Origin of the sequence: Corynebacterium sp. HMSC08D02 (genome assembly GCF_001807505.1) — a bacterium.
Taxonomy (GTDB): domain Bacteria; phylum Actinomycetota; class Actinomycetes; order Mycobacteriales; family Mycobacteriaceae; genus Corynebacterium; species Corynebacterium pseudogenitalium.
In genome coordinates, this window is record NZ_KV789259.1 from 98106 (window position 1) to 119017 (window position 20912).

At 60.2% G+C, this 20912-nt stretch carries 20 protein-coding genes and 1 tRNA gene; 7 read left to right on the forward strand and 14 right to left on the reverse strand.

The genetic code is table 11. The features are described 5' to 3' along the window. Positions 1–40 precede the first annotated feature (40 nt). Together HMPREF3170_RS10215 and HMPREF3170_RS10220 are read left to right on the forward strand one after the other, a co-directional pair. Positions 41–514 carry a MarR family winged helix-turn-helix transcriptional regulator gene (locus tag HMPREF3170_RS10215; RefSeq protein WP_070362647.1) on the forward strand — a complete coding sequence of 158 codons (474 nt, stop codon included), beginning with the start codon at positions 41–43 and terminating at the stop codon, positions 512–514. A 23-nt stretch (positions 515–537) separates the two neighbouring features. Beyond that, positions 538–771, forward strand: a complete 234-nt coding sequence (locus HMPREF3170_RS10220) for a PspC domain-containing protein (RefSeq protein WP_070362646.1) — start codon at positions 538–540, stop codon at positions 769–771. 111 nt (positions 772–882) lie between these two features. On the opposite strand, the gene HMPREF3170_RS10225 is transcribed toward HMPREF3170_RS10220, so the two are convergent. The 6 genes from HMPREF3170_RS10225 to HMPREF3170_RS10250 form a co-directional block, all read right to left on the reverse strand. Next, positions 883–956: transfer RNA gene (locus HMPREF3170_RS10225), tRNA-Arg, on the reverse strand. Between the two features lie 85 nt (positions 957–1041). Continuing rightward, positions 1042–2619 (reverse strand): alpha/beta fold hydrolase, encoded by a 1578-nt coding sequence (locus tag HMPREF3170_RS10230; protein ID WP_070479492.1) that lies wholly within the window; start codon positions 2617–2619, stop codon positions 1042–1044. Between the two features lie 78 nt (positions 2620–2697). Continuing rightward, positions 2698–3342 carry a LutC/YkgG family protein gene (locus HMPREF3170_RS10235; protein WP_070479493.1) on the reverse strand — a complete coding sequence of 215 codons (645 nt, stop codon included), beginning with the start codon at positions 3340–3342 and terminating at the stop codon, positions 2698–2700. Between the two features lie 2 nt (positions 3343–3344). Next, a complete protein-coding gene (locus HMPREF3170_RS10240; RefSeq protein ID WP_070479495.1) occupies positions 3345–4874 on the reverse strand; it encodes a LutB/LldF family L-lactate oxidation iron-sulfur protein in 1530 nt (509 codons plus the stop codon). Continuing rightward, a complete protein-coding gene (locus HMPREF3170_RS10245) occupies positions 4871–5656 on the reverse strand; it encodes a (Fe-S)-binding protein (RefSeq protein ID WP_070479497.1) in 786 nt (261 codons plus the stop codon). Before HMPREF3170_RS10245 ends, HMPREF3170_RS10240 begins: the two co-directional genes overlap by 4 nt. A 48-nt stretch (positions 5657–5704) precedes the next feature. Then, positions 5705–7381: an L-lactate permease gene (locus tag HMPREF3170_RS10250; protein WP_070479499.1), complete on the reverse strand. Its 1677-nt coding sequence runs from the start codon at positions 7379–7381 to the stop codon at positions 5705–5707. Positions 7382–7614: 233 nt separating this feature from the next. Between HMPREF3170_RS10250 and argS the strand changes: the two genes are divergently transcribed. The 4 genes from argS to thrB all read left to right on the forward strand — a co-directional run bounded on the left by argS (position 7615) and on the right by thrB (position 13009). Continuing rightward, entirely contained in the window at positions 7615–9267 is a 1653-nt protein-coding gene (gene argS / locus HMPREF3170_RS10255; RefSeq protein WP_070479500.1) for an arginine--tRNA ligase, read from the forward strand. Positions 9268–9277: 10 nt separating this feature from the next. Next, positions 9278–10612 carry a diaminopimelate decarboxylase gene (lysA, locus tag HMPREF3170_RS10260; RefSeq protein ID WP_070479502.1) on the forward strand — a complete coding sequence of 445 codons (1335 nt, stop codon included), beginning with the start codon at positions 9278–9280 and terminating at the stop codon, positions 10610–10612. A gap of 84 nt (positions 10613–10696) precedes the next feature. Further along, a complete protein-coding gene (locus tag HMPREF3170_RS10265; RefSeq protein WP_070362639.1) occupies positions 10697–12049 on the forward strand; it encodes a homoserine dehydrogenase in 1353 nt (450 codons plus the stop codon). A 30-nt stretch (positions 12050–12079) separates the two neighbouring features. Next, the gene (thrB, locus tag HMPREF3170_RS10270) at positions 12080–13009 is read left to right on the forward strand and encodes a homoserine kinase (RefSeq protein ID WP_070362638.1); all 930 of its coding nucleotides are present in this window, start codon (positions 12080–12082) and stop codon (positions 13007–13009) included. A 13-nt stretch (positions 13010–13022) separates the two neighbouring features. Here the strand turns inward: thrB and HMPREF3170_RS10275 are convergent, their stop codons facing one another. From HMPREF3170_RS10275 to HMPREF3170_RS10290, 4 genes are read right to left on the reverse strand one after another with little or no spacing between them, the layout of a single operon-like run. Continuing rightward, positions 13023–14051 (reverse strand): ThiF family adenylyltransferase, encoded by a 1029-nt coding sequence (locus HMPREF3170_RS10275; RefSeq protein ID WP_070479504.1) that lies wholly within the window; start codon positions 14049–14051, stop codon positions 13023–13025. Then, positions 14038–14529, reverse strand: a complete 492-nt coding sequence (locus HMPREF3170_RS10280; RefSeq protein WP_070479506.1) for a molybdenum cofactor biosynthesis protein MoaE — start codon at positions 14527–14529, stop codon at positions 14038–14040. Before HMPREF3170_RS10280 ends, HMPREF3170_RS10275 begins: the two co-directional genes overlap by 14 nt. Then, positions 14519–15001 carry a MogA/MoaB family molybdenum cofactor biosynthesis protein gene (locus HMPREF3170_RS10285; RefSeq protein ID WP_070479507.1) on the reverse strand — a complete coding sequence of 161 codons (483 nt, stop codon included), beginning with the start codon at positions 14999–15001 and terminating at the stop codon, positions 14519–14521. The genes HMPREF3170_RS10280 and HMPREF3170_RS10285 overlap by 11 nt, the downstream gene beginning before the upstream one ends. Before the next feature lie 9 nt (positions 15002–15010). Beyond that, entirely contained in the window at positions 15011–16180 is a 1170-nt protein-coding gene (locus tag HMPREF3170_RS10290; protein ID WP_070479509.1) for a molybdopterin molybdotransferase MoeA, read from the reverse strand. Between the two features lie 45 nt (positions 16181–16225). Here HMPREF3170_RS10290 and HMPREF3170_RS10295 point away from each other — a divergent pair, with 45 nt between their 5' ends. After that, positions 16226–16480 (forward strand): MoaD/ThiS family protein, encoded by a 255-nt coding sequence (locus HMPREF3170_RS10295; protein WP_070479545.1) that lies wholly within the window; start codon positions 16226–16228, stop codon positions 16478–16480. On the opposite strand, the gene HMPREF3170_RS10300 is transcribed toward HMPREF3170_RS10295, so the two are convergent. From HMPREF3170_RS10300 to narJ, 4 genes are all read right to left on the reverse strand, one after another. Continuing rightward, the gene (locus HMPREF3170_RS10300) at positions 16477–18414 is read right to left on the reverse strand and encodes an ATP-binding cassette domain-containing protein (RefSeq protein WP_070479511.1); all 1938 of its coding nucleotides are present in this window, start codon (positions 18412–18414) and stop codon (positions 16477–16479) included. The two genes, HMPREF3170_RS10295 and HMPREF3170_RS10300, sit on opposite strands and share 4 nt — an antisense overlap. Before the next feature lie 22 nt (positions 18415–18436). Beyond that, positions 18437–19222: a molybdate ABC transporter substrate-binding protein gene (gene modA / locus HMPREF3170_RS10305; protein WP_070362632.1), complete on the reverse strand. Its 786-nt coding sequence runs from the start codon at positions 19220–19222 to the stop codon at positions 18437–18439. A gap of 120 nt (positions 19223–19342) precedes the next feature. Beyond that, on the reverse strand, positions 19343–20101 hold the full coding sequence (gene narI / locus HMPREF3170_RS10310; protein ID WP_070362631.1) for a respiratory nitrate reductase subunit gamma: 759 nt from the start codon (positions 20099–20101) through the stop codon (positions 19343–19345). Positions 20102–20116: 15 nt separating this feature from the next. Continuing rightward, positions 20117–20812: a nitrate reductase molybdenum cofactor assembly chaperone gene (gene narJ / locus HMPREF3170_RS10315; RefSeq protein WP_070479512.1), complete on the reverse strand. Its 696-nt coding sequence runs from the start codon at positions 20810–20812 to the stop codon at positions 20117–20119. Positions 20813–20912 lie beyond the last annotated feature (100 nt).

Genomic DNA, 20912 nt, shown 5'->3' on the forward strand with positions numbered 1-20912 from the left:
TGCTATGAAACTGTTTGGTTGATCTACTACAGTGGGGTGCATGTCTGACGCACCCCACTGGCTCAGCGATGCCGAGCAAGACCTGTGGCGGCTCATGCTTGCCACTGCGCGCAAAATTTCGCGCGCGCTCGACGACACACTCCAGGCAGACTCAAACTTGTCGACTTCGGAGTTCTCTGTGCTGGTCAGCCTTTCAGAAGTGGATGGGTACACGATGCGCTTGCGTGACTTATGCGGTGCACTGGAGTGGGACCGATCCCGAACATCGCACCAGGTCACCCGCATGGAGAAGCGCGGTTTGGTATCAAAGCAGAAGAGCCCGGGAGACGCCCGTGGCGTCTTGGTAGCGCTCACCGAGGACGGTCTACAGCGACTCGAGGCTGCAGCCCCGGGCCACGTTGAAAGCGTGCGACGCCTGGTGTTCGACCACCTTGATGACGCCGACATCCCAGCTTTGACCAGATTTTTTCAGGGTGTACTCGGTGCGCAAACCGGCCCTGGGCATAACAAGTAACGACTCTAGGAAAGCGAGGCGCCATGTCTTATCCGACGAACCAACCTCACTACCAACCGAACCCGGCACCGAAGCGGCTACAGCGTTCCATGGTGGACAAATACATCGGCGGGGTCTGTGGCGGCATCGCGGAGTACTTTGGACTCGACCCTGCGATTGTACGAATCGGCACGGTGTTGATTGGGCTCTGCACGGCGTTTGTGCCTTTGTTCATCCTGTATATAGTGGCCTGGATTGTGATTCCCCCGGAGTTTTAGCACGAAATTGCGTTCTGAAAGCGTAGGGGAGACGATTTCAGGTAAAATCAGTCAAAACCAACAAACCCCCGCTACCAGGAATTTCACCAGGTAGCGGGGGTTGAAAAATTGTGTCCCCGACAGGATTCGAACCTGCGACCTTCGGTACCGGAAACCGATGCTCTCATCCGCTGAGCTACGGAGACTCACTGCTTATTCACAAGCAATGACGCAATCTTAGCACCAGATATGCTGGGCACATAACTGGCCTAAGACTGCGGAAAGTAGCTGCTATTGGGCCTCCCAGTAGCCTGGTGCATCAGTGCGATCGGCCTTGCCGGTGCGCAGGTAGTTGATGACGGTGGCGTCGACAACTTTATTGCCGGTGCCGAAGTGCGCGTGGCCCGGGCCGTGAATCGTGACTACCTGGGTTCCCATTCTGCGGGCGAGTTGTCCGTGGCCTGAGTACGGCGTCTGGGGGTCACGGGTCGCGGACAGCTGCAATGGGCGAGTCTTTAATGCCGCCCCGTTGAGTGGCGCGATTCCGGTGACTGCGCCGGCGCCGTTGCAGTACCACCCTGAGCCGCGTGAAGCGTTGAAGAACGTAAACGGGTCTCCCGTGAGCTGTGACCATGCAAATGAGGGGAGCAGCGTTGGGTCGCCGGGGACAACGTTCTCATTGCACCACTGGGCAGCCTGCAGCTGCTCGACCGCCATCATCTGATCCACCGCCTGCTGAATCTCTTCCTTGGACGGCTGCTTCGATTCTTCAGCGGTCAGGGTGCCGTTTGTGGACCGTGCCAGGTAGTCCCACATCTTTGGGGTTGGAAGCATAGCGCGGGTCTCCTGCAGGAGCGGCGACTTAGCTTGTACAGCACCAGGGTTCAGCATGCGGCTGATGACGCCTTCACCTTCGACACGGGTTTTCCCGACTGCTGTCATGGCGTCCGCGCCAGCCTGTCCGGCGAACTCCAGGCCCGCTGGCAGATCGCCAACGCGTGCAGGCGGGGGAGTGACGGTGGGATTAGTTCCCGCTTGCGCGCTTACCTTGCGCGACCAGTACTGGTACGCCTTCAGGGGAGTGTTGCCCATGTGATACTTGGCGTCGTTGAGTGCTACCCACGCGAAGTATTCGTTGAGCGCCTTCTCGTACGCTGCTTGTTGGTCGGCGGCAATGCCGTTCCAGGAACGGGTTGGATCCATTGCGGAGTCAAGCACAACCTTGTCGGTGTGCTGGGGGAATAGCGTCGCGTATACGGAACCAAGGTACGTGCCGTAGGAGACACCGAGGATGGAAATCTGCTGGTAGCCCAGCGCGCGTCGAACTTCCTCCCAATCGCGCGCGGTGTTCTCCGTGGTGATGGTTTCGGGGTAGCCAGGCTTGTCGCCTTGGCAGGCCGAACGGTTGAAACCTCCTGCGTTGAAGAGACTGTCAGCAGTGAGCTTGGCTATCTGGCCAGGATCGTTCACATCGGGAATTGCGCACTCAAGTGCAGTCGAGCCGGGCAGGCCACGGGGTTGCACACCGATGATGTCCCACTCGTTGTTGAGTTCTTTCGGGAAATCAAGAATGTTGCCGGCTGCGTAAGCGTAGGCGTCGCCACCTGGGCCACCGGGGTTGGTAAACAGTGCGCCTCGGCGCGCTTGGGTTTTCGCTGGGACTCGTACGAATCCAATTTGAATCTTTTTGCCGTTCGGCTGGTTGTAGCGCATGGGGACGTCGATGTGTCCGCACTGCGCTGTTGAATCTTTGACTTCTTTCGGGCATTTGGTCCACTGCACAGCCGGTGCTGGCTGCGCAGTAGCAGGCGTTACGACGGCCATGCCAAGCAGTCCGAGCGCCGCAATTACTGAAGCTGTGGTGCGCATTGCATTCCTTCCGTTGGGGTGCGAAAAGACAAATCCCTACCGATGCGCTGATCGGTAGGGAATGTCGACGGTGTGTTTCTACTTCACAACCATCACGATCAGGTCGCGGGGCCCGTGGACGCCCTCGACACGAACAAGCTCGATATCTGAGGTCGCTGAACCACCAGAAATCATGGTAGCGGGTTTTTCCGGATCGATGCGAGCGATCATTTCCGGCACGCCGTAGACCACTGACTCTGGACGGACGATGACCACATGGCGATCGGGGACCAGTGACAGTGCACGGCGGCCGCACAGCTCGCCAGCTTCGAGCACGATCGAACCGGTCTGTGCTGAAGTGACGTGGGAATCCGTTACTGCGGCACCGATAGTGCCGAGCTCACGCGGATCGCTCGATGGGTCGTCTGGGCGGGCGCTGCCAGCAAACTCTTCGAACAGCGCGGTGTCGAGACCCGGGGCGTAAACAATCTCGGTTGCCTCGCGCTTCGCCAGAATATCGGCGATGTCTGCGGCAAGGGTCTCCTCCGTTGTCTCTACAACTGTGGCCTTGTAGTCCAGGAGACGATCGATGAGAATCTCGCGCAGCTGCTCGGGAGTGTGGTCGCTGGTGGTGCGGTACTCGCGCACAGGTTCGACGTGCTCTGGGGTATGGGAGAGCTTCTGTGCAGTGCGGATGCGGTCAAGAATCTCGCGCTTCGCGCTTTCATTTCGGGTGCTTGACATTGTTAGCCATCCTTCCTGACATTAGCTGGGATGCCTTCGCGACGGGCCTCAGCGAGGAGGTCCTTCGCCTCGTCCGTATTCCACCACTGGCGGAACGACTTCTTCGGCGGAACTGCTACGTCGCGGTAGTCGGTCCAGCCAGCAACGAAACCGGGCATCGAGGAAATCTCGCCCTTGAAACCGCCAAGTACGCGACCCAGCGCTACAACGTGCATTGCGGCGTTCCACAGTGCAGGCTTGCCCCACAGCAGGGAAATAGCGCCGAAGGCCGTGGATTCCAGGAAAGGCTTGTGCTCCTTTACCTTTTGGTGGCGAAGCTCAAGCAGGATGTCTGTGATCGGGATCTTCACTGGGCACACTTCGTTGCAGCGCCCACACAGGGAAGATGCGAACGGTAGCGACGCGTTCGGGTCCTCGGCGGACTCCATGCCGGTCAGCTGCGGCGTGATAATCGCGCCGATTGGGCCAGGGTACGTCGAGCCGTAGGAGTGGCCACCAGCGCGCTCGTAGACCGGGCACACGTTGAGACATGCGGAGCAGCGAATGCACTTCAGCGCCTCGCGGCCGATCTCATTCGACATCGCGTGGGTACGACCGTTGTCCAGGAGCACGATGTGGAAGTTCTGCGGGCCGTCGCCCTCAGTAACACCGGACCACAGCGAGGTGTACGGGTTCATGCGCTCACCGGTGGAGGAGCGTGGCAGCAACTGCAGGAAGACACCGAGGTCCTCGAACGATGGCAGGAGCTTTTCGATGCCCATCACTGAGATCAGTGTTTCCGGCAAGGTCAAGCACATGCGGCCATTGCCCTCGGACTCGACGATGGATACGGTACCGGTTTCCGCGATGCCGAAGTTGGCACCCGAGATCGCGACCTTCGCCTTCATGAACTGTTCGCGTAGGAAGGTTCGGGAGGCTTCGGCGAGCTCTGCCGGGTTGTTCGTCAGTGAGTCGTCGGTGTTTGGCATCTTATCCACGAAGATGTTTCGGATTTCTTCGCGGTTGCGGTGGATTGCGGGCACGAGAATGTGCGACGGGAAGTCCTCACCAAGCTGCACGATGAGCTCCGCAAGGTCAGTTTCCTGTGCGTGGATGCCGCGCTTCTCCAGCTCTTCGTTGAGCGCGATCTCCTGCGTTGCCATCGACTTGATCTTGACAACCTCAGTCTCGCCTGTCTCCTCAATGAGCGAAGCGATGATGTCGTTGGCTTCCTTGGCGTCGCGCGCCCAGTGGACGTGGCCGCCACGCGCGGTGACGTTGCGCTCGAACTCCTCGAGCAGCTCAGGCATGCGAGCCGCAACATCCTGCTTGATGGTGGAGCCAGCGGTGCGAAGCTCCTGCCAGTCGTCGAGCTCGTCGACAACGTTTTGACGCTTTACACGAATAGCAGTGGTTGCGTAGTTGAGGTTACGACGCTTCGTAACGTTATCGAGTTCGTGGTGCGCAGCCTGTCCGAAGCGCTCCGAGCCACGCAGGTGGTTCGGTCCTTGCGCCACTGGGGGCATCGTTGGCTTGCCGAGTGCAACTTTCACAGCATTTTCTCCTTCGAATACGCAGCGGTCGTAGGCGTCCACGGGTGTTCCTTCGTGGATGCGAGAATCTCTGCAATATGCAGCGCGCGGATGCCGTTGTGCTGGCGGCTCATCGCGCCAGCGATGTTCATCAAGCACGAGGAGTCACCGGCAGTGACAAACTCCGCCTTTGACTCCTTGATGTGGCGCACCTTGTCGGAAACCATCGCCGCGGAAACCTCGGGCAGTTTCACCGAGAAGGTGCCGCCGAATCCGCAGCACTCTTCGACGTTCGGCAGGTCCACGAGCTCGATGCCTTCGACGGCTTCAAGCAACTTGTAAGGGCGGTCGCCGACCTTCAGGAAGCGGCGAGAGTGACAAGACTCGTGGTAAGTCACCCTGTGTGGGAAGAACGCGCCGAGGTTGGTCACGCCAGCGACGTCCACGATGAACTCGGTGAGCTCGTAGGTTTTATTCGCTGCTTGCGTAGCGCCGTCGACAAGTGCTTTGTTGCCGTATCGTTCGGCGAGGCGCACGTGCTGTTCGCGAACTGCACCAGCGCACGAGCCGGAAGGGGCCACAACATAGTCGATGGAAGGGTCGGCAAACGCATCGGCATATGTCTGAATGATTGGCACAGCTTGTTCCTGGTAGCCCGTGTTGACGTGCATCTGGCCGCAGCAGGTTTGTCCCTCAGGGAAGACTACGTCGTAGCCCAGACGAGATAGGACAAGTGCTGAGGCCTTGTGGGCGTCAGGAAACAGGGCGTCACCGATACAAGTAGAAAACAGTGCTACTCGCAATGTGGACTCCTTTGATGGTCGTGAACGATACAGATAATGGTAATACGTCTACGGTACAACAGTTGGAGCTAGAAAACTCAGTAGGTTGGTTTGTAGGAAGACAATCAGGCACACCGCAACCAAGAAGACCACGGAAAAGCCTGCAACTTTCTTAAAGAGTTCGGACTCTTTGCCCTCCAAATTCACAGCTGTCGCGGCAATAGCGAGGGATTGCGGCGAAATCATCTTTCCGACGACACCGCCGGTCGTATTTGCCGCCAACATCAGGTCCGGGTTGAGGCCCAACTTATTTGCAGCGGTGACTTGGAGGTTAGCGAACAGCGCGTTGGCGGAGGTGTCGGAGCCTGTTACTGCCACGCCGACCCAACCAAGCACTGGGGCAGCGAATGCGAATACGCCGCCCATGTTGGCGAAAAATTCGCCGATAGAAACGGTCTGGCCCGAGTAGTTCATGACGTAGGCCAACGCGAGCACCAACATGATAGTGGTGGATGACCAACGCATGCGCCAGAAAGTATCGACGAACTCACGTCCCACCTGTGCCCAGTTGAGCTGGTAGAGACCGTTGCCGTCAAAGATCATGTAGGCGATAGCGACGATGAGGCCAGAAATGACCAGGAGCGTGCCGGGGTTGTTGATGTAGGCGAAGGTGTAGTCGGTGTTGATTGGCTCACCCAGCTGGTTGAAGAGCAGTCCGCGCTCGATAACAGGCCATGTCAGGCTGATCTTGAACGAGCTCAGCCACTGCGGGATGGTTGTGCCCAGGTTCGCTAGACCGAAGACGACAACCACGACTGCGTACGGCATCAGCGCCATCCACACGCGGGTGCCAGGCAGTTCAGTATTGTCCTCGTACTCAGGCAAGCCGAGGCGTTCGCGGAGAGCGGCGGTAGTCGAAGGCTTCCAGAAGTGAAGCGCCACGAAGGCAGCCCCAAGGGCAACGATGCAGGCTACGACATCCGTGAGCTGGTAGGCGAAGTGGTTCGATGTCCACCACTGGGCAATGCCGAAGCTCAGTCCGATCGCCACCGCGATAGGCGCGGTTTCTTTGATGCCTCGCCAGCCGTCGATAATTGCTGCGATGATGAAAGGAACAAAGAATGCGAGCAGAGGGGTCTGGTGGCCAACGATCGCGGCGATGTTCTGCGTTTGCTCGAGGGTGCGGCCACCGACCTCGCCCGCGGTGGTAATGGGGATGGCGACGGCGCCGAATGCCACAGGCGCTGTATTTGCAATCAGGACTACCGTTGCGGCTTTCAAAGGTGGGATGCCGAGCGCCAGGATCATCGTCGCGGTAATCGCGACGGGTGCGCCGAATCCAGCGAGGGCCTCGAGTAGGCCACCGAAGCAGAATGCAATGAGCATTGCTTGGATGCGGACGTCGCCGCTGCCCATCTTGTCAAAGACCAGGCGAAGATCCTCAAAGCGACGCGATGCAACCGTAATTTGGTAAAACCAAATCGCGGTCAAGATCACCCACACGATTGGGAAGAGTCCGAATAATCCGCCGCGTAGTGCAGTCGCAAGTGCCATCTCGGTTGGCATGTTGAACCCGAGTATCGCGACTGCGATAGCTGCGACCAGCGCTACTGCGCCGGACGTGTGCGCACGAGCTTTGACCGCGAGCAGCATGAAGAAAAACGTCAGAAGGGGAATCGTGGAAACGAGCGCAGAAAGCCCGAGGCTTCCCCCTACTGCGTCGGTAATAATTTGAAACTTGTCCACTGAGACACTCCTTGGAGTCAGAGGGCTACACAAAATACCTCCCCAAAGTACTGTGGTGACATCTGCAATGAGAAAACCAAAAAGTATGCTAGGTCACACAAATGGATGAGGTCTGTAGAAGTTCAAGCTAGTAGCGTTTTCAGTACCTATGGTGGGGGTAGTCAAATGGGGGTCGCGCGGCATTTATGGGGGAATAGGGAGAATGTCCGGCACGTGAATTAGACTGTTTGCCCATGACTCCAGCTGATCTCGCTACAACAGTTCATGAAGCGACCGTCAAGGTGCTTTCCGACCACAATCTCGACGCATCCGTCGTGCCCGATGCAGTGACCGTCGAGCGCCCGCGCAACCCTGAGCACGGCGATTACGCTACGAATATCGCACTGCAGGTGGCGAAGAAAGCCGGTACGAACCCGCGCGAGCTTGCACAGTGGCTTGCCGACGCCCTCCTGGAAAACCCCGCAATCGCAGAAGCTGACGTCGCAGGCCCAGGGTTCTTGAACCTGCGCCTCGCCACGGACGCGCAGGGACAGCTGGTTGCGGACATCTTGGCGGCAGGCGAGACCTTCGGCAATTCATCTCTTCTTGACGGCCAGCGCATCAACCTCGAATTCGTCTCGGCGAACCCAACCGGCCCGATCCACCTTGGCGGGACCCGCTGGGCAGCTGTGGGCGACTCGCTTGGCCGCGTGCTAGAGGCGAGCGGTGCCGAGGTGACCCGCGAGTACTACTTCAACGATCACGGTGGCCAAATTGACCGCTTCGCACGTTCACTAGTAGCAGCGGCAAAGGGAGAGCCGACTCCAGAGGACGGCTACGGCGGCTCCTACATCAATGACATTGCCGCCGACATTGTGGCGAAGCAACCGAATGCGCTTGATGGCAGCCCCGAAGACGTGCAGGAAACGTTCCGTGCCGCAGGCGTGGAAATGATGTTCGCTCAGATCAAGGAGTCCTTACACGAGTTCGGCGTGGACTTCGACGTGTTCTTCCACGAAAATTCGCTGTTTGAGAGTGGGGCCGTCGATAAGGCGATTGCAACGCTCAAAGACAACGGCAACCTGTACGAAAACGAGGGCGCCTGGTGGTTGCGCTCTTCCCATTTTGGCGACGACAAGGACCGTGTCGTGCTGAAGTCCGATGGCGACGCCGCCTACATCGCAGGCGACATCGCGTACGTGGCAGACAAGTTTGACCGCGGTCACACACTGGCGATCTACATGCTTGGCGCGGACCACCACGGCTACATTGCGCGCCTCCGCGCCGCAGCGCAGGCTCTTGGCTATGACCCTGAGGCTGTCGAGGTGCTCATTGGTCAGATGGTCAACCTTGTGCGTGATGGCCAGCCAGTCAAGATGTCGAAGCGCGCCGGGACGATCATTACTCTCAACGATCTCGTGGACGCTATCGGCGTTGACGGGGCTCGCTACTCGCTCGTGCGCTCCTCTGTGGATTCCACGTTGGACATTGACCTTGACCTGTGGACTAAGCAGTCCTCCGACAATCCCGTGTACTACGTGCAGTACGGTCACGCGCGTCTGTGCTCCATCGCTCGCAAGGCGAAGGAAGCTGGCGTCACTACCGACGGCGCGGACGTTGCGTTGCTCGAGCATGAAAAGGAGGGCGACCTCATTCGTACCCTGGGTGAGTTCCCAGAGGTAGTGAGCACCGCCGCGCAGCTGCGCGAACCGCACCGAATCGCGCGCTACGCGGAGGAACTAGCTAGCTCCTTCCACAAGTTTTACGACGCCTGCCAGATCCTGCCGAAGCCTGGCGAAGAAGTTGAGCCGTTGCATACCGCGCGCTTTGCACTGGCGATGGCAGCGCGCCAGGTACTTGCAAACGCACTCGGCATGATCGGCGTGAGCGCGCCGGAACGGATGTAGGAGGAAGTACATGACCGCAGCGTTTGATGCGCTTCCCGCGCACGTATGGCCACGCAACACCAGACGAGAAGAAGACGGGGTCGTGACTATCGCTGGCGTGCCCCTTCCAGAGATTGCCGAAGAGTACGGTACGCCCGTCATGGTGGTGGATGAGGACGACTTCCGCTCGCGGTGTCGCGATATGGCAAAGGCGTTCGGTGACCCAGCACATGTGCACTACGCGTCGAAGGCGTTCTTGACCACGCACATTGCCCGCTGGGTTGACGAGGAAGGCCTCGCGCTTGATGTTGCGAGCGAAAATGAGCTTCGCATTGCGCTTGCTGCAAACTTTCCGCCAGAGCGGATTACGGTGCACGGGAATAACAAGTCACGCAGCTTTCTGCAGCTGTGCATCGATTCCGGGGTAGCGCACGTCGTCCTTGATTCTCACCAGGAGCTTCGAGAGCTCAATGAGCTTGCCGGGGAAATGGGGACCACCCAAGAGGTCTTTATCCGCGTGAAGCCAGGCGTAGACGCGCACACACACGAATTCATCGCGACGAGCCACGAGGACCAAAAGTTTGGTATTTCCTTGGCGTCTGGCTCTGCCTATCAGGCGGCGTGTGCCGCGATCGATGCGGAGCATCTTCGCCTGACCGGCCTGCACTGCCACGTAGGCTCCCAGGTCTTTGATGCAGAGGGGTTCAAGCTCGCCGCGGAACGTGTGCTTGCGCTGTATGCGCAGATTTGGACCGAGCGCGGCGTTGCGCTTGAGTACTTGGACCTTGGCGGCGGATATGGCATCGCGCAGCTTGAGGAAGAAGCGCCATTGGACGTTGCTGCGGTTGCGAAAGATCTGTTGGCTGCCGTCGACGAGGTTGCCGGTGAACTCGGCATCTCGTCGCCGACCGTGGTTGTCGAGCCTGGCCGTGCGATCGCCGGGCCATCTGCCATTACGCTATACAGCGCGGGCGTGGTCAAAGACGTCGAGATTTCGTACACCAAGACGCGTCGCTACATTTCCGTTGACGGTGGCATGAGCGACAACATTCGTCCAGCGCTTTACGACGCCGTCTACGAGGGCCGGGTGGTCAACAGGTTTACAGGCGGCCAGCCGGTGGCAACTCGTGTGGTGGGTTCCCACTGTGAGTCCGGCGATATTCTCATCGAGGATGCTCAGTGGCCGGACGACATTGTCAGCGGCGACCTGATCGCGATGCCTGCGACAGGAGCGTATTGCTACCCGATGAGCTCGAATTACAACTCATTTGGGCGCCCTGCCGTGGTCGCGGTCCGGGCTGGAAAGATCAAGCCGATGGTGCGGCGAGAAACTGTTGAAGACATTCTCTCGCGTGAATATAAATAAGAATGTATTCTGTGCGAAATAGACAAAGCGGTACACTGCGCCGTAGCTGAACGTACCAGTATCGAAGTAGGAGAGAATCTAGAGATGTCGGTCGAATCTGCAGAGAGCCGTAACGGTAATTACCCAGGTAAGGGAATTGGTCAGCCGGTCGGTGTCGCTATTTTGGGGAAAGGCACTGTGGGCAGTGAGGTGCTTCGCCTCATTCGGGAGTTTTCTGACAATCTTGAGCAGCGTATCGGTGGCCCACTTGAGGTGCGCGGTGTTGCGGTCTCCAACGTGGAAAAGCACAAGGATGCGCCTGAGGTGCAAGGCATTGAGCTGACTGATGACGCTCGCTCGCTGATCACTCGCGATGACGTTGATGTTGTAGTCGAGGTCATCGGCGGCATCGACTACCCGCGTGAACTGGTGTTGTCTGCTCTGAAGGCAGGTAAGTCCGTTGTTACGGCAAACAAGGCGCTGGTTGCAGCGCACGGTTCCGAGCTTGCCGACGCCGCGAATGAAGTAGGCGTCGATCTCTATTATGAGGCAGCGGTTGCTGCGGCGATTCCAGTTGTTGGTATGTTGCGTCGTTCGTTGGCCGGTGACCAGGTTCAGCGCATTTCCGGCATTGTGAACGGTACGACTAACTTCATCTTGGACGCGATGGCTTCGACTGGAGCGACCTACGAGGAAGCACTCGCTGAGGCGACCCGTTTGGGGTACGCAGAGGCTGATCCGACCGCCGACGTTGAGGGGCACGACGCGGCTTCCAAGGCAGCGATCCTTGCCTCGATGGGCTTCCACACACGAGTCACGTTCGACGATGTGTCCTGCGAGGGCATCACGAAGATTACTGCTGAGGATATTGCTGCGGCGAAGCAGTCGAACCAGACGATTAAGCTGCTGGCGATCTGTGAGCGCCTCTACGACGAAAACGGTAAGACCACTGCTGTTAATGCTCGCGTTCACCCGACGCTCATCCCGAACGAGCACCCGCTGGCGAGCGTTGATAAGTCGTACAACGCCATCTTCGTCGAAGCTGAGGCTGCTGGCCGCCTGATGTTCTACGGCAACGGTGCTGGTGGCGCTCCTACCGCGTCTGCAGTGCTGGGCGACCTGGTCGGTGCAGCCCGCAACAAGGTGCACGGCGGTCGTGCACCAGCGGAGAACCCGTACGCGAACTACCCAGTGGTCGGCTTCGACGAGGTGGCGACTCGCTACCACGTGAACATGACCGTCAACGACCGCGTTGGTGTGCTGGCGGAGCTGACCCGAAAGTTTGCGGAGGCAAACGTGTCGCTCTCCGCAGTGCGCCAGGAGGAGTCCGGCGATGAGGCACACCTGATCGTGGTGACGCACAAGGCGCTGGAGAAGGACCTACGTGACATCGTGGAGCGCCTCTCGCAGCACCCGGATGTGCAGCAAATCAACTCGGTGATCCGCCTAGACGCCTAAGCTGAGATACCTACAGACAAGGAGCACATCATGGCGACAGACATTGAAGTAGGCCTAAAGGCGACTGTGACGGTGCCGGGTTCGTCGGCGAACTTAGGACCGGGCTTCGATACGTTGGGGCTCGCTCTCTCCATTTACGACACTGTCGAGGTTGAGGTCATCGAGTCCGGGCTTGAGGTGGAAATCTTCGGCGAAGGCGCCGAGGACCTGCCGCGCGACGGCTCTCACCTCGTAGTCAAAGCGATTCGTTCTGGCCTCAAGGCTGCTGATGTTTCTGTACCAGGCCTTCGCGTGGTGTGCACGAACAACATCCCGCAGTCTCGTGGGCTTGGTTCGTCGGCCTCTGCGGCTGTCGCAGGCGTTGTGGCGGCAAACACACTGGCTGGTAACCCGCTTTCCACAGAGGAAGTTGTGCAGCTTTCCTCGGCGTTCGAGGGGCATCCTGATAATGCTGCCGCATCTGTGCTCGGCGGGGCGGTTGTCTCCTGGACCGAGATTCCTGTCGATGGTGTATCGCATCCGGTCTACCGGGCTGTCGGGGTCCCCGTGGATCCCTCGATTCGTGCGGTGGCGCTGGTGCCGAACTTCCACGCCTCGACCAACGCGGTGCGGCAGGTGTTGCCGAGCCACGTCACGCACACGGATGCGCGTTTCAACGTGTCGCGTACCGCGGTGATGACGGTTGCCATCCAGTCCCACCCCGAGCTGCTCTGGGAGGGCACCCGCGACCGCCTGCACCAGCCGTACCGTGCTGACGTGCTGCCGGTCACCGCTGAGTGGGTCAACCGCTTGCGTAACCGTGGCTACGCAGCCTTCGTCTCTGGCGCGGGCCCGACCGCCCTGGTTCTGACCACGACGGACGTTGACGAGGAGTTGCTTGACGACGCCCGCGAGGCCGGACTACGCGTCATCGAGCTCGAGGTAGCGGGTCCGGTACGCGGCGAGCTGACCCGCGCTTAATCCGTCCTGGCTGTTACAGGCCTGAAAGGGGGCGGAACTGTTCGACGCCCCCGCGCAGGCTCGCTGTGCCGGTCACGCCGCGCGCATCGAGCGCTGCAACAGCTTGCGCTGAGCGCGCCCCTCGGGCGCACACCACAATGGTGCCGGGCTGCGCTTCTGGCGGTGTGTAGCCATCGATAATGGTGCCGAGCGGCACGTTGATGGCGCCGTCAAGGTGGAAGTCAGCGAACTCTTCGGGCTCGCGGACGTCGAGAATCGTGGCGCCTTCCGGAATGGTGGTGACTTCCGCCGGTCCTTGTGGAGGTGCGCTCGTACGCACGCGCTCAGTGACCTCTGGGTCTGCGGCAAGCGGCATGTACTCCCACATACCTGTGAGTGAGTCGAAGTAGCCAATCTGGCCAATTAGTGGCGAACCGAGTCCGGTGATGAGCTTGATGGTTTCCATTGCCATCGCGGACCCGACAACGCCTACAAGTGGACCGACCACGCCTGCCTGGGAACAAGAGGGCACGCTGCCTGGTGCTGGTGGAGCGGGGAAGAGGTCCTCGTAGATTGGCCCGTGGCCTGCCCAAAACACCGTGAGCTGTGCTTCAAACCCGAGGATTGACCCCCACACGTGCGGCACGCCCAAGCGCGCGGCCGCGTGCGATGCGATGTGGCGAGTCTGGAAGTTGTCAGTGCCGTCGACGATGATGTCAGCGTCACTGAGCAGCTGCAGTGCGTTATCCCACGTGAGGCGGTCGGATACAGTGCGGACGTTGATATCCGGGTTCAACGCCAACATCTGTGCCTTTGCCGACGCCGTCTTTGCGGTACCGATGGCAGCGGTGGTATGGATGACCTGCCGGTGCAGGTTGGACAGATCCACCCGGTCGTCGTCGATGACAGTGATCGTGCCGACGCCAGCACCGGCTAAGTACAGCAAGGTCGGAGCCCCCAAGCCTCCGGCGCCAAGAACAACGACGTGGGCGTCGAAAAGTTGTTGCTGCTTCCTCTCACCGATGAGTGTGGTTTGCCGTAGGTAGCGCTCATCGAGCGTCATCGATACCAACCCACTGCGTTGCGCCGTCCGCCATGGACTGCTCTTTCCATATTGGGACCTGTGATTTCACTCTGTTGGTGACCTCTTCACAGGCGGCGAATGCCTCGGCGCGGTGCGCACTGGCCACGAGGACCAGGAACGCCATCTCGCCGATCGGCACGGAGCCGACTCGGTGGGCGGCCCAGATTCGCACCGGGTGTTGTTGGGCGATGTCTTCGACAATCGCGCGGAGCTCGTCTTGGGCGCTGGGGTGCGATTCGTACGTCAGCGAACGCACTGCCTGCCCGCCGTCATGGTCGCGGACAACGCCCTCAAAGCGGACGAGCGCACCCATGGAGCGCGTCATTGTAGCCGTGGCCGCATCCGCAGCGAACTGCTCAAGCGGCGTTTCGGTAATGCGTGCGTCGATGACGGTATTGACCTGCTCGGCGACGAACTGTGGGTCCGAAGTAGAGGCTGGTTGTGAACTAGTGCTCATGTGATCCTTCTATGAGTGCAGTGATGTGGTCGAGCAGGGGAGCGAGTACGGCACACCCGTCCTTCACCCCGCCGCGTGAACCTGGCAGTGTCATGACAAACGTGCGGCCCGCCACTCCGGCGACAGCACGCGACAGCACTGCCGTCGCGACTTGCTGCTGACCATAGGCCCAGAACGCGTGCACGATACCTGGCAGCTGCCGGTCCAACAGAGGCTCCACAATATCAACCGTTTGGTCATCCGGTGTAATGCCGGTTCCGCCCGAGGTCAGCAGTACCGACGGGGAAGCGCCGAGTGCCTCCTGGACCGCATCCGAAAGGTCGGCATCGGCCACGATGGTGGCGTCTGGGGTGTCGAACCCCGCTTCCCGCAGGAACCTGACCGCGATCGGACCTGACTTGTCCTCGTAGACACCAGCGGCTGCTCGCGTAGAAGCCACGATAACCCGTGCCGTGCGTTGATTGGTATTCATAGGCACAATCTACAGCGGATAGACCATGACTGGTGTACCCGCGGGAACCGTAGCCGCGGCGGGAATGCGGATCAGGCAGGTCGCGGTGGCACCCTGGGTAAGCAGGTGCGAGCTTATACCGTGGTACGGATGCGCAAGGCCCTCTCGAATTTCACCACGCAGGAACTGATCCTTGTCGGCGATTCCAACGACATCTGTATCTATAGCTACGCGTACAGGAGCTGGCGCGCGACCCAACACTGGTGCGACGTAGAGGACGAATGACACGATGGTGGAGATCGGGTTGCCTGGCAGGCTCAGTACAGGCACACCGTGAAACGCAGAGATGCCTTGTGGCCCGCCGGGCTGTTGAGCGACATGTCCGTACCAGCCATCCGTAAACACCTGACGGATGACCTCGAACTTGCCGTGGCTAATCCCACCCGAAGTCACAATCGCATCGGGTTGGTGCTCCTCGATTGCTGCTGCGACCTCTCGCTCGAGTGCCTCAGGATCGTCGTTGGTCAGTAGGCGCGCTACAACCTCGATGCCATGGCGCGCGGCTAGCGCCTCAAGCATCGGACCGTTCGAGTCCGGAATTGTCGCGGGGCCTGTGGCCTGGTCGCTCGGGGAGACCTCAGCGCCACCCGTGATCACTAAGATGCGCGCAGTGCGCTCGACCTCAACGGTCTCGATTCCCTGGCTGATCGCGGCGCCAACAAGCGCCGGTGTCACTCCATCACCGCGATGCGCAATGCAAGCCCCGGGCTGGATATCGCTGCCCGCAAGGCGCATGAACTGACCACGCTTGACCTCAGGGATCTTGACAGGTTCACCAGTTGCCCCGAACGTCGGCGGGGTGCAACGCTCAACTGGGACGACTGCTACCGTGCCACGAGGAAGCTTCGCGCCGGTCATGATCGGCGCCACAACGCCCTGCAGGCCTTCTGGATACAGTTCGTCGGGGTCAGCGCCTGCGGCAATCGTCGGGCCGATCGTCGCCGTGTGCGCTTTCACCTGCGTCAACGCGTACCCGTCCATTTGCGAGTTATCGAAGGTCGGTTGCTCGCGCACGGCAACAACATCGGCCGCGAGCACACGCTGCTGCTTGCCAGCTTCAACGACGCTGATGCGCTCCGAAAGCCGAGGGCCGACGGCCTCGCGCACCGCACTCAGGTGCTCCTCAGTAGTTCGTGTCATGGCGCCTACTCTACGCGCCACCACCAGTTCGCTACCATGGACGACATGCAAATTCACTACTTTGCCGCCGCACGCGCGGCCACAGGCGTCGCACAGGAAGAAGTTGGGAACTTTGCCACACTGCAGGAACTGCTTACCGACGCCGCTTCGCGCCACAACGGCACCACCGACGCAGGCCAAACGCTCGCAGACATCCTGGCGCGCTGCACCTTCCTGATCGACGGAAAACGTGCCCAGCAGACTGACTCGCTCGAGTCCGCTGAGCGCGTTGATGTGTTGCCACCGTTCGCCGGGGGCTAATCCGTCGGCTTTGGGTAGATGGCGATGTCATCCGTTTTGACGTAGCACGTTACAGATGCGCCGGGCTCAATGCCCGCATCGAGTGCCTCCTGACGCTGGACCGGGAGCGCCACAACCGCACCGTGGACGTCGAGCTCCACAGTGAGGCCACCCGAGGTACTGACATCGACTGTGGCCACGGTGGCCTCCAGTGAGTTGTAATCTCCCGGCGCTGCTCCGGCTGGGACGTGTAGCGAGACGTCCTGCGGTGCGAAGACTACGACGGCATGCTCATGCTGTTCGCACTGCTCTGAGGCGACACCGGTGAGCTCACCGACTGTGGTTGCCACGCACGCAACGGAACCTTGGTGCGCGGCACCCACCATGTGCGCTGGAATCCAGTTCACGCTAGCGGGCAACCAGTTCACGCCAGCGAGCCGTGCAGAAAACTGCGTCGCCGGAACTTTGAGCTCCTCGGCCGTCGGCCGCAGGCTGATGACGTTGCCTCGGTCCATTACCGCAACGTATTCCGCAAGGTTGGCCACGTCCAATGGGTTGTGCGTAATCACGATCGTGGTGCGGTCGTGCGCCGTAGCCCGCAGTACCTGGCGCCAGTGATGCGCAGAGTTCACGTCGATCGCAGCGAGTGGCTCGTCAAGAATTAGCACGCGGGGGCGCGGGGCGAGCGCTCGTACTAGCGACACCTGCGATGCTTGACCGCCAGAGAGGGCGCGGACGGGGACGTCGACAAGGTCGCGCAGCCCCGCTGAGGTCAGCAGCTCAAGTGCGCGCTGTTTGCTGCCAGTGACCATCGCGACAGCCTTCAGTGGGGTCGACGTAGGTGGCAGACCGGGGTTCTGGGTAAGCAACACAACTCCGCGTTTGTGCGCCGGGACAAGCTTGCTCGACGACGTGCCCGCATCAACCACGCGGTCGCCGATCAAGGTGCGCAAACCGCCGAGGCGCCCTGCAATCCTGCCGACCAGAGTGGTCTTCCCCGAGCCGTTCAAGCCAATGAGCGCCGTCGTGGCGTTCGCAGGGAACGTTGTTTCACCGATGACGACGGGTACGCCCCCGTCCTCGGGGCTTGTCAGTAGGCGCAGCCGTTCCGTGTCCACCTCGTGGGTGGCGCGAGCGACTTCACGGGAGCGCGTACGCGAGAGGAAGACCGTCGGTAGCGTCGATGCGGCAAGTGTGAGCACCGCCAGTGCGATGAGGATGGCTGATAGCCCATACGCGACGTCCTGATCTACTTCGCGGGCAATATAGATGCCCAACGGCATGGTGCGCGTTGTGCCAGGCATAGAGCCGGCGAAGGTCAACGTGGTGCCGAACTCGCCGAGCGAGCGCGCAAACGCCAGCCCGCCCGCAGAGACGAGTGAGGGCGCGATTGCAGGCAGGATTATCTTGCGAGTAATCGTCGAGGGGCTCAGCCCCACGCCCGCGGCCGAGTATGTAATCTCCGGATCGAGTTGCCGCAGCGCCGCGTCAAGTGTGATGACAACGAACGGCAGCGCAATGAACACATGTGCAGCGACGACACCCGGAAACGCGAACGCGAACTGAATATGCAGCGCGTCCAACAGCGGCGCAGCCAAGCCTCGGCGTCCGAGAAACGCGCTGAGCGCTAAACCACCGACGACCGGCGGCATCGCTAGCGGAAGTAGCACGAGTACTCGCGCAAGGCCTGCACCTCGTCGCAAGTGTTGCATCCATAGCGCAAGCGGTGTGCCCAGCAGGAGTGTGATGACGCACGCCAGGACAGCGGAGCGCAGCGTGACGCGGAGCAACTGCTGTGTCGATGCGGAGGCAAGGATCTCACCGAGCTGGTCCCATGGCACACGTGCACCAAGCGCCAGGATCGGCAGCACAATGGCGGCGAGTGCAAGAAGCGCCAGGCCCCACACCAACATTGGTGTCTGGCGTGGGGCCTGGCGAAGCGTTGATTGCTGCATGAATACGGACTCTACCCGGTGGTTACTGTTGCGCAGCAGGGGTGAAGCCGTACTTCTCCCACACCACGGCCATTTCTGGGCTTGCAAGCAGTTCGAAGAGATTCTGCGCGGCAGCCTCGTCGGTGGTGTTGGTGGTTACAGCGGCGACGAGGGAGTTCGGCTTCTCGTCAGCGTGAGGGATATCGAGGACCTCCACAGCATCGCCAGCGGCAGCAGCATCGGTGCGGTACACAAAGCCTGCGTCAGCCTCGCCCGAGACAACCTTGCCCAAGGTGTCAGACACGCTGTGTTCCAGGGACACCGGATTGATGGTGAGGTTGTTCGCCGTCACGAGCTCGTTGGTCACGGAGCCGCAAGGAACCTGGGCGTCACAGACGACCAAGTTCACGCCGTCCTTCTGTACGTCTTCGACACTCTTGATGTCCGCTGGGTTGCCCTTCGGCACCACGAGCACCATCGAGTTCGTCGCCACTACCTTCGGGTCTTTTGCGACGCCCGCTTCGACAGCCTTGTCCATGTTCTTCTGGTCAGCTGTGATCAACACGTCACCAGGTGCGCCCTCCTTCAGTTGCTGCACCAGGTCAGAGGAGCCGGCGTTGACGAACTCGAGGTTGTTCTCCGACATTTCCGAAAGGTCCTCGTTGAGTACGCGCGTGGAAGCCGCGCCCATCACGATGAGGTCGCTGGGTGCCTCAGCGGTCGGTGCTTTTGAGGCGGCGCTTTCGGAATCGGTGCCACCGGCGCAGGCGGTCAGACCGGTCGCGGCCAGGGCAGCCACGAACAATGTGGCAAGGCGAGTAGAGCGCATGAGAACTCCTTCGAGTAGTGGTTTGAATATGAATATAAATTATCTTAAAAAAGGGGTAGACACGAAGAATGCCCCCGGAAGAAGAGCTCCGGGGGCAGCACTGGCGAGCGGGTTGAAGCACTAGCGCTTCAATTGACGTCCGTTCGAGCGGATCGGCTCCCACTGGGCCTCAGAGCGGCGGCCCTGGACCTCTTCACCGCGCGAGCGGTAGACCACGTACGGCCTAGTGGAGTAGCCGACCGGAGCCGAGAACGCGTGGACAAGTCGGGTAAACGGCCAGCAGGCGATCAAGGTGAAGCCAGCAAGCACGTGGACCTTAAACTGCCACGGAGCCTGCACCATCAGGTCCGGCATTGGGTTGAAAATCAGCAGCTGGCGCAGCCACGGTGAAATCGTTTCGCGGTAATCGTAGCCGCCGGGCACACCGAAGACCTGCGTCGAGACGGTCGCGATAAAGCCGGAGCAGATTGCGATTGTCAGGAACACATACATGAACTTGTCGGAGGTGGCCGTCGATAAGAACACCGAACGGTTGACCACACGACGGTAGAGCAAGCCAAGCAACCCCAACACCACGGCGATACCCGCAATCGTGCCAGGAATCGTTGCGATGAGGTGGTAGGCATGGTCGCTGATACCCATGCCTCGGGTCCAAGTCTTCGGAATCGCTAGACCCATGAGGTGGCCAATGACCACGAAGACCATGCCCCAGTGGAACAGTGGCGAGGAGAGCCGCAGCAACTTCGATTCGTAAATCTGTGACGAGTGGGTAGTCCAGCCCATCTGGTCATAGCGCCAGCGCCAGATAATGCCGATGACAAACGCAGCGATGGCCAACCAGGGAAAGGCCACCCACAGGAATTCTTCAATACCAGTCATAGTGAGTTCAGTCCTTTAACTGTGGTTGGGAGATGCCGTTGGAAACGGCAGGGGAGTAGTTTCAATACCGACCATCTCCGCAGGAGGGCCCTGGCGAATCAGGTTGATGTAGCGAGCGATAGTTTCCTCGTCGATGCTGGGCAGCAACATGCACACAGCCGTGAGCAAGTGAGCGTACGGGCTACCCAGTCCGACCAGAGCGTGACGCAGCACCTCGAGGCCGTCTCGGTGCGCGGCAATCATCTCTAACGCGTGCTGTTGGGAGTCGGAGTCAGCGAACGCAAGCGCTTCCAGGACGACGCAAAGGTGGTCCGGCAGCTCCTCCGAGATCTCTTCCATCCCTAGACCTTCCAACTGTTGACGAAACGCCAAGATCGCGGCACCGCGCTGGCGGGTATCACCAACCGAGTAGTAGGAGAGGTGCAGCGCGCAGCGACGCCGCTGGTCGAAGGTCTCGACGTAGTGCTCCTGGAGTGGCAGAAGTCCGAGGCTACGTGCCCTGCCGATGAACTCCGCGATTTCCGCAGCAATAGGGCCTGGAAGCAGCCCGAGCTGTTCCTCGACGGTCTCCAACGTGGAGAAGAACTCCTCTTCTGGGTACCGCAACGTGAGGCTGAGCGCCATCGCTGCGATCTGACGCTGCTGCGTATCACACGCCACTGGTGCCACTAGTTCCTCGGGTACAACCCCGATTTGGGTTCGGGTGCTCATTACTGCTCACCCTCGCGTCGCGCGACGTTGCCGTCAGCACTCGGTCCTTCCTCGACCGGGTTCGGCGTTGGAGTCGATGCTTCCGGAGCAGCAGGGCGGT